The organism is Massilimicrobiota sp. An142, from assembly GCF_002160725.1.
Taxonomy (GTDB): domain Bacteria; phylum Bacillota_I; class Bacilli_A; order Erysipelotrichales; family Coprobacillaceae; genus Allocoprobacillus; species Allocoprobacillus merdigallinarum.
Genome location: NZ_NFLD01000048.1, coordinates 1 through 12,438 on the forward strand (window position 1 = coordinate 1; position 12,438 = coordinate 12,438).

Genomic DNA, 12,438 nt, shown 5'->3' on the forward strand with positions numbered 1-12,438 from the left:
CTATAATATAAAAGGTGGTGCAGTTGCGTATATTCAATAATATCATCTCAGTGGTGTAGTTATTGAAATTGGTGGTGCACTTTATGCTATTGATGGTGCAGTTTATTGCAAATAATCATATCTACCATTTTTGAAAAATCAGTAAAAAGAATGATAAGAATTAACAATAATGAAATCATATAACCAACATACCAAATCTTCTTATTCTTTTTCATTTTCAATCTCCTCCTCATAAATGAAAATATCTTCAATGCTCATATGAAAATATCGTGCAATTTTAAAGGCTAATATGATTGATGGATTATATCGTCCATTCTCTAAAGAACCTATTGTTTGCCTAGAAACCTCAACAGCAATTGCCAAATCTTCTTGCTTTATGCCTTTTTCCTTTCTTAATTTTTCTATTCTATTTTTCAGAACAATCACCCCATTACGGAAAGTTTACTTTCCATTCTTCTCATTTTATTTTAAAATATACAATCATTTATGTCAAGTAAGCTTTCCATTTATTTATTTCTTTTTACCTTCTCCTTTCATCATTTTATTTTTCTAGGTGTCATTATTTCAAGTGATTATAGTCTTATACATAATTATAAATGAAATCTAATGATATGAAAAAAGAACAATCTATTGAAATTGTTCCTTTTTAACACGTTTTAAAATCTCAATTGCAACAAGTCCTGTTAAAATTCCTGTTGGAATAGATGTGATAAGTAATGGTAAAACATAAACCATGATACCTGCAAATGAAAATATAAAAGCAACAACAGCGACTTGTCCAATATTATGAAAGATAGCTGACACAATAGATGTAGAAACCATTGGTAGTTTTACAAATTTATAAATAATAGCTAAAGCTAAACTGCTTAAAAAAACACCACCACAACTAATAAAGAATGGATTCTGCATAAAAATACCTGTTAATAAACTAGAAACCAGAACTCTAAATATATTCACAATAAACATTTCTTTAATACCATAAAGATGAATAACGACTAAAGAAATAATATTAGCTAGCCCTAGCTTTGCACCAACTGGCAAAGGAACAGGAATTGCTGCTTCTACTGTATGTAAAACAATCGCAATCGCACTTAACAAGGCTAAATAAACCATTTTTCTTGTTTTTTTATGATTCATACTGCACTCCTTTTTTGTATATAATCTAAAGCAATCTGCTTTAAAGTTTGATATTGTTTATTCACTTTAAAATCTACAGGATTTAAACGTTGAAATGAGCGTTCAACCCAATGGTTGTCTTGAATATATTGAATACTTTCTTGAAAATACAAATCAAAAATAAAAGCAATATAAGATAACCACATATCAATATGTGTGTGTCGATCAGGCGCATAAATCAACTGTTGATGTGAAAACTGTTGATAAATTTTTTCAGAAATCTGTTCATGATTCACCTCATCTAAAGATATATATAATATATCCTCTATTTTTTCTTCTTCTTTTACTCTAAAATTATCTAATTTATCTGCATCTCTTATTAAATGAATAAATAATAATGTTTTCTCATCAAAACCATCTTCTACCTGATAACGATTATGCTGTTCAATAGCGTGCTTAATAATATCATCATATTGATCATCCTCAATAAACTCTCTAATAAGCCCTTCATCAAACAGCAACTGACTAGAAAATAAGGCATGATCAATTGTTTTATGATCAGCAAAGCTTTGATATCTCATCCATTGTTCAAAACGTCCAATATCATGAAGCAAAGCAATGAGTGAAGCTAAATCACTATCTTCTTTTGACAAATGGAGCTTATGACACAAATATTCACTACACTCCATAACTTTATAAGTATGAATGATTTTTAAACGAATAGATGGAATTGTAGAATCATAATGACTGATATATTTTTGAAAAGCCTTTTGAGCCTTTAGTAAATCAATCATGATGAATCACCTCCAAAAGTTTCTGTAAATCTTCTACCTCCATTTGACCTGGGGCAGACGCTTGATTCACACTGGCAAATGTCATGGCAGAACCTGTTAATTCTCCGACAATTCTTGAAATTTTCCCGATTGATCCCATAGACATTGTGACAATAGGTCGAGAAAGTCTGTGTGACATCTCCATTGTTATATTTAATAAGTCGACCACATCTTGATAACGATGTGGCATAACAGCTATTTTACATAGATCTGCACCGAGAATTTCCATATTCTCTAAATATTGTTTCATTTCCTGAATCTTTGGTGTCTGTTCAAAATCATGATATGACATCAGAACTTTCACATGATTTTGATGTGCTATATCAACCATTTGACAAACCAACACATTGCCACTCATCAATTCTACATCAATCATATCAATACATTGACTTTGACATGCTGTTTTGACAAGTGCAAGATATGCTTCATCACTTAATTGGATTTGTCCCCCTTCTCTAGCAGAACGATATGTCAATAATAGTGGTTTTTCAGTTTGATTTCTAATTTGCATCAGTAAATCCTGGACTTTTTGTAAATCATGAATATCCTGATAAAAATCAATACGTAATTCTATAATATCAAATAGATAGGACTGTAAAAACTGAATCTGTTTCAATATAGAAGATGTTGTTGTTTCTACAACAGGAATACAAACTTTAGGTTTCCCTTCACCTATCTTCAATTGTCGAACTTGACATACACTCATAATTCTCCTCCTGATGACATGCTTCTAGAAACAAAGAAATTTCTTTTACTGTTTCCTGAAATGCATCTCTTAATAAAAAATGATTGCCATGTTGAATAATTTTCACAATTCCATAAGGTAATGACTCCCCTATATGGTTTGTATCTTTTGCATCAATCATATCAAATTCTCCTGCTAAAACCAAAACAGGAACATGAATCTGTTGAAGCTGTTTATACTCAATTTGAGGCTGTGTTAACATTAATTTATATAGTCGAAATGTTAATCTGGCTTTCTTTTGATAAATAGAAAAAATAGCTAGACATATCATTTGTAAATAAAAAGTCAAACGATAAAATCTTTTGATATAGCGTGGTTTGGTATTCGTACCAATAGATACAATATGCTTTAAACGTGAATCCTGCATTCCTAACATAAGTGAAACAATACCACCATCACTAAATCCTATCACATCGTATGCAGCAATGTTTAATTCATCCATAACAGCCATAACATCTTGACACATCTGCTGGTATGAGAGTTCCCCTGCATGAACACTTTGCCCATGATAACGAGAATCTATACATATACATTGATATTGTTTTGATAAGAGATTGACTGCCTGATCAAAAATATGATGATCTTCGCCATTACCATGTAAAAATACTACAGGAAATCCCTGTCCAGTCACTTGATAATAAATGTCTTTCATTTTGGTTCACCTTTTTCATTATAATCATTTTTCCTGTTTGAGTAAAACACTTTCTTTTTAAATATATAAAATCCTGAAAACTCTATTTCAATAACATCATTAATAAAAAACAAATCACTATAATGTGATTTGCTTTTTTATTAATTATAATCATCTTCAATTAAACCATCATCAGAATCTTCTTCAGATGCATCTTCTTCATCATCAGCATAAATATCATTCATATCAATATGCACTTCATCAAATTTATGACGACTTCTTAAATCCCAGCGATTTTCACCTACTGTAATAAAACGTCCATCTAAAGTAATGTTTGTATAAAATAAAGATTCATTTTCATCTTTATCTTCTTGATTAAATCCTTTGATTTCAGAAACTTCCTGCCATAATTTATAAAAATCAACTGGCTTTTTTTTCTTTGTCATTAAATCAAATGCAACATCTACCATTGAACTTTGTCTATAATCAATCATAATATCCTCCTACATTTTTTCTGGTGCATTCACACCAATTAAATTTAATGCATTTTTTAAAGTGATTTGAGCAGCTTTCACTAAAGCTAATCTTTGTGATGATAAATCAAGATGATTTTCATCAATTACATAACAATCATTATAGAACGAATGAAATAATTGCGCAAGTTTTTGAATATAATTTGCGATTTTATGAGGAGCTCTTTGTTTAGCACTTTCAATCACTTCATCTCTAAATTCATTAATGTGTTTAACCAATTCAATTTCTTTTTCATGAACCAATAATTCATAATGATTGGCAACTTCGATATGAGCCTGCATAGCCTGTCTTTCAATTGAGCACATTCTTGCATGAGCATATTGTGCATAGTAAACAGGATTATCATTTGACTGAGATTTAGCTAAACCTAAATCAAAATCAAATGGTGAGCTTGCTGCTTTAGATGCAAAGAAATAACGTGTTGCATCAACTCCGATATCTTCAATTAAATCTTTGATTGTCACAGCATTACCAGTACGTTTACTCATTTTGACAACTTCACCATTTTCAACCATACGAACCATCTGCATAATATCAATGTTGAGTTGATCTGCATTATAACCTAATGCCTGTATAGCAGCTTTCATACGTTGAATGTAACCATGATGATCTGCACCTAACAAGTCAACAAGATACTGATATCCTCGATCCAACTTATTTAAATGATATGCAATATCAGGAGTCAAATATGTATAGCTTCCATCACTTTTAATTAAAACACGGTCTTTATCATCACCAAATTCAGTAGATTTAAACCATAAAGCCCCTTCACTTTCATAAGTATATCCCTGATCTTTTAACTTTTGAATTGTGGGTTCAATTTTATTATTTTCATATAATGATGTTTCACTAAACCAGACATCATGTTGAACTCTAAATTCCTTTAAAATATCTTTGATTTTCTGTAATTCATGTTCTGTCCCAATTTTTCTAAAATAAGCAATGGCTTCCTCTTTAGGAATATTTAAGAATTTATCACCAAATTCTTCTTTCAAATTTTCTGCAATTTGAATAATATCTGGTCCATGATACCCATCTTCTGGAAGTGAGGCATCTTGTCCAAAAGCCTGTAAATATCTGGCATATAATGATAAAGCTAAATTTGTAATCTGATTACCAGCATCATTAATATAATACTCACTTGTCACATCATAACCAGCAGCTTTCATAATACGACAAATACTATCACCAACCGCAGCTCCTTTCGCATGTCCTAAGTGAAGATCACCTGTTGGATTAGCAGATACGAATTCAATATTATATTTAATCCCTTGACCAAAATCAGAATATCCATAATGATCTTGTTCATCTAAAACATCTTTAATCACTGATGTCATAGCATCTTTCTTTAAAAAGAGATTGATAAAACCAGGCCCAGCTATTTCTACACGTTCAATATGTCCTGCTTCTAAATCTAATGCATCAATAATAGACTTAGCAATCTCTCTTGGATTTCTTCTTAAAACTTTTGTTAATTGCATTGCCATATTTGTAGAATAATCTCCATGAGCTTTATCTTTAGGAATTTCTATTACAATCTGTTCAAGGGGATAATCTTCCACAAATTTTAAATCAATAATTGCTTTTTGTAAGACCTTCTTTAATGAAAGTTCTATTTTATTAACAGCCATAGTATCCTCCTTCTTATCATACTTTTAATACAATATCATATTTGACGATATAGTCAACATTTTTTCTACATTAATGGTGCAAATAACCTTAAAAAAGCTTCATATATTCCTCTAAAACGACGACTATCTTTAAGCGTGACTTTTTGACTTAATGCTAATGTTTCTTTAAAATCTTTCGAAATATCTTTAATGACAGATTTTTGGGTCACCATCACATTACATTCAAAGTGTAAATACAAGCTACGATAATCAAAATTAATGGTACCAACGGTTGCTATTCTTTGATCACATAAAACCATTTTGGCATGTAAAAAACCAGGTTTATACTCATAGAATTCAACCCCTTCTTTCATTAACGAGTAATAATAAGAACGTGTCACATGATACACATTTCTTTTATCTGGAATCCCAGGAGTAATGACTTGAATGCGCACCCCTTTTCTTCTTGCCAGTAAAAAAGCTTTCATCATTGTTTCATCAATAATAAAATAAGGCGTCATGATAAGAATTTCTTTTTGAGCCTGATTAATAAGATTCAAATATATGTTTTCACCCGTTTCTTCATGGTCAACGGGTGAGTCTCCATAAGCCACTACATATCCATCCTGCTGAATCGGTGGCAATTGATGAGGTTGATACTGTGTATAATCATCATCTTGATGTTTATAGGCATTCCATGTTGATAAAAACATGGTTGTTAAATTCCAGACACCTTGTCCCTCTAAACGAATACCTGTATCTTTCCAATGCCCAAAACGCACTTTCACATTAATGTATTCATCAGCCAGATTAAAACCACCACTATATCCAATATTTCCATCTATAATACAAATTTTACGATGATCTCGATGATTCATCCTGGCAGAAACAAGCGGTATAAATGGATTAAAGACAACACATTGAATTCCCAGTTGTTCTAACTTTTTTTCAAAATGATAAGGAAGTGTTGTTATACTGCCAACATCATCATAAATAAAACGAACTTCTACACCTTCCTGAACTTTTTGAGCGAGAATTTTTAAAATATTTTCAAACATCAATCCTTCAGATACAATAAAATATTCCATAAATATATATTTTTTAGCCTGACTGATATCTTTCAATAAATCTCCATAACAATAGTCACCTAACGAATAATAGCGACACTTTGTTCTGAGATAAGTTCCATATCCCAAATCAGATAAATAATGAAGCGCATCCTGTTTGGACTCTGTTAGGGTTTTGGAAACATCATCTTCTAACAAGGCAACTTGACTGATTTCATCTAAAGCAGGCTGTAAAATTCTACGTATCTTATGAGATGGTTTCTTATTTCCAATCAATAAATATAATAATCCCCCAAACATTGGGAATAATAAAACAACAATAATCCATGATATCTTATAAGAAGGATTTTCATCTTTATTAACTAACCATAAGACAACCATCAAACTGATCAATCGCATCAGATAATGAATCCAAGAATAATGTTCCATTAATTCTCTACCTATAAAAAATACCCATAATATTTGAATCAAGATAAGAAAACCAAACACAAAAATACGATTTAAAAATATTTTAAATATTTTCATGTTCGTCCACCAGACAATAGGCTTTCATTGTAATCATGATATAAACTGTAGAAATTAACCCATGCTGATCATACAATTCATATTTCAATTTCATGCTATCTTGATTATTTTGAAATTTCAGTAACTTTGTTTTTAAAGCAATTGAACCATAAGGTAATTGATATTGATTCCAAAGTGGTTTTTCTTTATGAAATTTTAAAAGTGAATTTCCATGTTGTAAATGCACTTCCTGATCATCATAAGATATTTGAATATGTCCTTCAGGTGTATCAAAATCAAGACTTGTTTTTTGATCTTGATGAAATAATCCTTTGGCTTTATATTCAATTTTATGCTGATCATGATCTTGCTTAAAAATTGCTTTATAATGAATTTGTTTTGTTTGATACATTTGACATCACCGCCTACATTATAACAAAACCATAACGAGAAAGTCACGTTTTATTTCTTATTCCCATATTTTCCATGAATCATGAATATTATTCATAAATATCGGCAAAAATGAAAAAATGAGGTGATAAGTCATGATCAAATGTATCAAATGGTTAAGAAGAATCATTATTGCTGGTTTTGTATTTATGATAAGTGTTTATTCTATAAGTTATATCATTGAAGCTCCTGATTTGAATGGTGGTCATATTATGAGAATGTATGATCAAAATCAACAACTTTTTTATCAATCTCAACAACAAAGTAATGATGTACAGCTCAAAGATGTTTCACCTTATTTTTTAAAGAGTATTGTGGCTATTGAAGATCATCGTTTTTATGAACATCGTGGTTTTGATCCCGTTGGTATTTTACGTGCTATTAAAGCCAATATCAGTGAAAATGGTCGTGTTGAAGGAGCCAGCACAATATCCCAGCAATATGCCAGATTAATGTTTTTAAATAATGACAAGACATGGTCTAGAAAAATCCAAGAAGCTTTTTTAACTGTTCGTCTAGAAACACATTATAATAAGGATACAATTTTACAAGGTTATATTAATACTGTTTATTTTGGACATGGTATTTATGGTATTCAAAATGCCAGTCTATACTATTTTAATAAACAACCCCGTGATTTAGATTTAAATGAAGCCAGTATGTTGGCTGGAGTCATTAATGGTCCTGAGTATTATTCACCATTTAAAGATATCAAAGCAGCTAAACAAAGACAAAAAATCGTTTTAGATGCAATGGTTCATGAAAAACAGATTACACAACAACAGGCAAATCAGGCTTATCAAAGTGAATTCAAACTCAATCCTCATCCATCTTCTACCATCCAATTTGCTTATCCCTATTATCGTGATACGGTTATAAGTGAGTTAAAAAAGCTTGGCTTTTATAAAGAAGAATATGTCAATCAGGGTTTAAATATACAGACAAGTTTAAATCCCCAAATCCAAGATCAGCTCAATCAAACCATTACCGAACAAATGAAAGATCGAGAGGAATTAGAAGTCTCTAGTATCATATTAGATAGTCAGACATCTGAAGTCTTAGCATTGGTGGGTGGTAAAGATTATGCCATTTCACAATTCAATCGTGCAACCCAAGCTTCACGTCAGGTTGGTTCTACTATCAAACCATTACTTTATTATATTGCTTTAGAAAATGGTTTTACGCCTATTACCAAATTCAAAAGTGAACCCACTACTTTTCAATTAGAAAATGGAAAAACATATACACCAACCAATTTCAACAAAAAATATGCCAATGATGATGTTACAATGGCACAGGCGATTGCGGTGAGTGATAATATTTATGCAGTGAAAACACATATGTTTTTAGGAGAACAGGCATTAGTGAATACACTTTCTCAATTTGGATATCAACATATTTCTCCTCATCCTTCTCTTGCCTTAGGAACTTTAAATACCAATGTTTATGATTTTTCTGCTATTTATACCACACTTGCTCATCAAGGTATTTACAATGATGTTCATACGATTACCAAGATTACAAATAATAATGGTGATGTTTTGTATGAATATAAGCCTCAAAACAAACAGCTTTTAAATAAGGATACCTGTTTAATGATGAGTCAATTATTAACTGCACCTTTTGAAAAGTCCTTTCAATCCTATACAACACCTACGATGGTTAATTATCCTACAAACACAACATTTGCCACGAAAACTGGTTCAACACCTTATGACTCTTTATGTGCAGGCTATAATCCACAATATACTATTTTAAGCTGGTGTGGCTATGATGATAATCGTGAAATGAATATGACTTCAGATACAAGAATTCCAAAAGTCATTTTCCAGACAATGGCAAACTTTATGCAAAAAGAAGAACTCTGGTATGAGCCATCATCAGAACTCAAAAAAATACCAATCAACCCATTGACTGGAGATTATCAGGAAAATGGACTTGTTTATTGGTTTAAAGATAGTGCATAATCAAATCCAAATAACCTTTCCATAGTATTGATTTTTATCCATTTATATCTATTTCATGATGAATAACAGTCAACTTTCTTCACAAAAATAATTCAAAGATTTTCTATTTACATATTTTGACGAGTATGTTAATATAATGGCAATGAGGGAGTAGTCTCACAATATGTGTGATGTTATCAACAATCGCGAATAATTTATTATTCTGGTGCATCTTAAAGACAAGACTCGTTAAAGACATATAAATCTTTAGCGAACTTGTCTTTTTTGTTTGTTGAAGATGAAAAATGGAGGAAAAAGTATGTATTATCAAAAAAGTATTGATCAAACATTAAATGATTGTCAGACAACAAAATCGGGTTTATCAACTCAAGAAGCTTTGTCAAGACAAGCAAAGTATGGCAAAAATGAATTGGCTGAAAAGAAAAAAGAAAGTCCTTTCTTGATTTTCTTAAAACAATTTCAAGATTTATTAGTTATTATATTAATTATTGCCGCCATTATCTCTGGATTAAGTGGTCAGCTGGAAAGTACACTTGTTATTGTTGTGGTCATTGTCATTAATGCAATTTTAGGAACAGTTCAAACATTAAAAGCTGAAAAATCATTAGAAAGTTTAAAGAAACTTTCTATTCCTAAAGTCAAAGTTTTACGTGATGGACAATTATGTGAATTAAATTCTAACGAATTAACAATTGGTGATATTGTTCAAATTGAAGCTGGTGATGTTGTCAGTGGTGATGGTCGTATTATTGAATCAGCATCCCTTCAAATTAACGAAAGTGCCTTGACTGGTGAGGTTGATAGTGTTGATAAAATCACTGATACTATTGAACAGGAAGTCATTGTTGGAGATCAGAAAAATATGGCTTTTTCTGGAAGTTTAGTCACAAATGGTACAGGACGTTATATTGTAACAAGCATTGGAATGAATACTGAAATAGGTAAAATCGCTTCTATGTTAAATGAAGCGAAAGATCGTAAAACACCTTTACAAAAGAGTTTAGATGATTTCAGTGGTAAATTATCTGTTGCGATTATGATTATTTGTGCCATTGTTTTGGCTTTAAATATTTTCTTAGCTCATGAATCTTTACTTGATGCTTTAATGATTGCTGTTGCCTTAGCTGTAGCTGCTATTCCTGAAGCTTTAAGTTCTATTGTGACAATTGTTTTATCTATGAGTACACAAAAAATGGTCAAAGAAAATGCCATTATTAAAAATTTGAATTCAGTTGAAAGTTTAGGTTGTGTATCTGTTATCTGTAGTGATAAAACAGGAACTTTAACACAAAACAAAATGACACCACAAACAATCTATTTAAATAACAAATTATTAGAAATTGATGATTTAGATAGTCATCATCATGATCACAATGTTTTATTAAAAGCATGTTTATTATGTAATAATGCTGTGATTAATGGAGATCAGAGAATTGGAGATCCAACTGAATTAGCTTTAATTGATTTGGTTCATCTTCATACACAAAATGATTCAGAATTTGAAAATACTGCTATTCGTCAAAACGAATTACCATTTGATTCAGATCGTAAATTAATGAGTGTTTCTTCTTTAAATCATTTATATACAAAAGGAGCACCAGATGTTATTTTACAAAGATGTACATCTATCCTTATCAATGGACAAAAAGAAACATTAACAGAACGTTATAAAAACGAAATCCTTCAACAAAATCAAAATTATGCGAATGAAGGATTACGTGTCTTAGGTTTTGCATATAAAGATTTAGATAGTCATGATATTCAATTAGATGATGAAAACAATCTAACATTTGTTGGTCTTGTTTCCCTAATGGATCCGCCAAGACCAGAAAGTGCTGATGCCGTTGCGAAATGTAAAATGGCAGGTATTAAGCCTATTATGATTACGGGTGACCATGTTGTGACTGCCAGAAGCATTGCGAAAAAGATTGGTATTTATGAAGATGGTGACTTATCTATTGATGGTCAACAATTAAATCAAATGAGTGATGAAGAATTAGATGAAAAATTAACACACATCAGTGTTTATGCACGTGTTGCTCCTGAACATAAGATTCGTATTGTCAAAGCCTGGCAAAAACGCGGAGATATTGTAGCCATGACTGGTGATGGTGTCAACGATGCTCCAGCACTTAAACAAAGTGATATTGGAGTTGCTATGGGAATTACGGGTACTGAAGTTTCTAAAGATGCTGCGAATATGATATTAACAGATGATAACTTCTCTACTATTGTCAAAGCTGTTATTACTGGACGTAATGTTTACCGTAATATCAAAAACTCTATCAATTATTTATTATCTGGTAACTTTGCAGGAATTATTTGTGTATTTGTCGCTTCACTTCTTTTATTACCTACACCTTTCTTCCCTGTTCACTTATTATTTATGAATCTTATTACCGACTCTTTACCTGCAATTGCGATTGGTATGGAATCTGGACGTAATGATGTTTTAAAAGAAAAACCACGTAAAGCTGATGATTCTATTCTTAACAAATCAACTTTCTTCCAAATCAGTTATGAAGGTATTGTTATTGCTATTTGTACAATGTGTGCATACTTAACTGGATTAAAAGGAGATCCTTTAACAGCTTCTACAATGGCCTTTGCAACAATCTGTTTAGCTCGTTTATTACATGGTTTCAATTGTCGTAGTTCTCAACCACTATCAAAAATTGGTTTCTTTACAAACCGTTCAAGCATTATTGCATTTATTATTGGTTTTGCATTACTACACTTCATCTTATTTGTTCCAGCAATGCATGGATTATTTATGATTCATACAATTTCTATAAATCAACTTCTTGTTATTTATGGATTCGCTCTTTTACCAACAATTATTATTCAAGCGAAAAAAATGTTAATTGAATAGGGGCTAAGAATTAATATCTTTCGCCCCTTTCACAACACTTATCCCGAATTATTGATTATCCCGAAAAACAGGTTTTTCCAATGAAAAATCAAGTAAAATTCGGGATAAT

The 12,438-nt window shown here is 31.1% G+C and carries 12 protein-coding genes; 2 read left to right on the forward strand and 10 right to left on the reverse strand.

All coding sequences use genetic code 11. The annotated features are described in order from the left end of the window. Positions 1-86 precede the first annotated feature (86 nt). The 10 genes from B5E87_RS15605 to B5E87_RS13805 all read right to left on the reverse strand — a co-directional run bounded on the left by B5E87_RS15605 (position 87) and on the right by B5E87_RS13805 (position 7,452). Complete coding sequence (locus B5E87_RS15605; protein ID WP_275112322.1) at positions 87-215, reverse strand: hypothetical protein; 129 nt, start codon at positions 213-215, stop codon at positions 87-89. After that, complete coding sequence (locus tag B5E87_RS13765; protein WP_479684552.1) at positions 202-426, reverse strand: helix-turn-helix transcriptional regulator; 225 nt, start codon at positions 424-426, stop codon at positions 202-204. The genes B5E87_RS15605 and B5E87_RS13765 overlap by 14 nt, the downstream gene beginning before the upstream one ends. 201 nt (positions 427-627) lie before the next feature. Continuing rightward, entirely contained in the window at positions 628-1,137 is a 510-nt protein-coding gene (locus B5E87_RS13770) for a Gx transporter family protein (RefSeq protein WP_087245814.1), read from the reverse strand. Continuing rightward, a complete protein-coding gene (locus B5E87_RS13775; protein WP_087245816.1) occupies positions 1,134-1,910 on the reverse strand; it encodes an HD domain-containing protein in 777 nt (258 codons plus the stop codon). Before B5E87_RS13775 ends, B5E87_RS13770 begins: the two co-directional genes overlap by 4 nt. Further along, positions 1,903-2,655, reverse strand: a complete 753-nt coding sequence (aroD, locus tag B5E87_RS13780) for a type I 3-dehydroquinate dehydratase (RefSeq protein ID WP_087245818.1) — start codon at positions 2,653-2,655, stop codon at positions 1,903-1,905. The genes B5E87_RS13775 and aroD overlap by 8 nt, the downstream gene beginning before the upstream one ends. Further along, entirely contained in the window at positions 2,618-3,346 is a 729-nt protein-coding gene (locus B5E87_RS13785) for an alpha/beta fold hydrolase (protein WP_087245820.1), read from the reverse strand. Before B5E87_RS13785 ends, aroD begins: the two co-directional genes overlap by 38 nt. Before the next feature lie 140 nt (positions 3,347-3,486). Continuing rightward, positions 3,487-3,819: a DNA-directed RNA polymerase subunit delta gene (rpoE, locus tag B5E87_RS13790; RefSeq protein ID WP_087245822.1), complete on the reverse strand. Its 333-nt coding sequence runs from the start codon at positions 3,817-3,819 to the stop codon at positions 3,487-3,489. Positions 3,820-3,828: 9 nt separating this feature from the next. Beyond that, positions 3,829-5,490: an arginine--tRNA ligase gene (argS, locus tag B5E87_RS13795; protein ID WP_087245823.1), complete on the reverse strand. Its 1,662-nt coding sequence runs from the start codon at positions 5,488-5,490 to the stop codon at positions 3,829-3,831. 65 nt (positions 5,491-5,555) lie between these two features. Beyond that, entirely contained in the window at positions 5,556-7,061 is a 1,506-nt protein-coding gene (gene cls, locus B5E87_RS13800) for a cardiolipin synthase (protein WP_087245825.1), read from the reverse strand. Next, positions 7,048-7,452, reverse strand: a complete 405-nt coding sequence (locus B5E87_RS13805) for a DUF1934 family protein (protein WP_087245827.1) — start codon at positions 7,450-7,452, stop codon at positions 7,048-7,050. Before B5E87_RS13805 ends, cls begins: the two co-directional genes overlap by 14 nt. 133 nt (positions 7,453-7,585) lie before the next feature. On the opposite strand from B5E87_RS13805, the gene B5E87_RS13810 reads away from it, so the two are divergent. Continuing rightward, on the forward strand, positions 7,586-9,457 hold the full coding sequence (locus B5E87_RS13810) for a transglycosylase domain-containing protein (protein WP_087245829.1): 1,872 nt from the start codon (positions 7,586-7,588) through the stop codon (positions 9,455-9,457). Positions 9,458-9,755: 298 nt separating this feature from the next. Then, on the forward strand, positions 9,756-12,329 hold the full coding sequence (locus B5E87_RS13815; RefSeq protein WP_087245831.1) for a cation-translocating P-type ATPase: 2,574 nt from the start codon (positions 9,756-9,758) through the stop codon (positions 12,327-12,329). The last annotated feature ends 109 nt before the right edge of the window (positions 12,330-12,438 follow it).

What these genes read in the sequence shown, in the direction of transcription:
- B5E87_RS13815 (WP_087245831.1), top strand. Translation starts at nt 9,756, where the DNA reads ATGTATTATCAAAAAAGTATTGATCAAACATTAAATGATTGTCAGACA.
- B5E87_RS13775 (WP_087245816.1), bottom strand. Translation starts at nt 1,910, where the DNA reads ATGATTGATTTACTAAAGGCTCAAAAGGCTTTTCAAAAATATATCAGT.
- B5E87_RS13810 (WP_087245829.1), top strand. Translation starts at nt 7,586, where the DNA reads ATGATCAAATGTATCAAATGGTTAAGAAGAATCATTATTGCTGGTTTT.
- cls (WP_087245825.1), bottom strand. Translation starts at nt 7,061, where the DNA reads ATGAAAATATTTAAAATATTTTTAAATCGTATTTTTGTGTTTGGTTTT.
- B5E87_RS13770 (WP_087245814.1), bottom strand. Translation starts at nt 1,137, where the DNA reads ATGAATCATAAAAAAACAAGAAAAATGGTTTATTTAGCCTTGTTAAGT.
- rpoE (WP_087245822.1), bottom strand. Translation starts at nt 3,819, where the DNA reads ATGATTGATTATAGACAAAGTTCAATGGTAGATGTTGCATTTGATTTA.
- aroD (WP_087245818.1), bottom strand. Translation starts at nt 2,655, where the DNA reads ATGAGTGTATGTCAAGTTCGACAATTGAAGATAGGTGAAGGGAAACCT.
- argS (WP_087245823.1), bottom strand. Translation starts at nt 5,490, where the DNA reads ATGGCTGTTAATAAAATAGAACTTTCATTAAAGAAGGTCTTACAAAAA.
- B5E87_RS15605 (WP_275112322.1), bottom strand. Translation starts at nt 215, where the DNA reads ATGAAAAAGAATAAGAAGATTTGGTATGTTGGTTATATGATTTCATTA.
- B5E87_RS13785 (WP_087245820.1), bottom strand. Translation starts at nt 3,346, where the DNA reads ATGAAAGACATTTATTATCAAGTGACTGGACAGGGATTTCCTGTAGTA.
- B5E87_RS13805 (WP_087245827.1), bottom strand. Translation starts at nt 7,452, where the DNA reads ATGTATCAAACAAAACAAATTCATTATAAAGCAATTTTTAAGCAAGAT.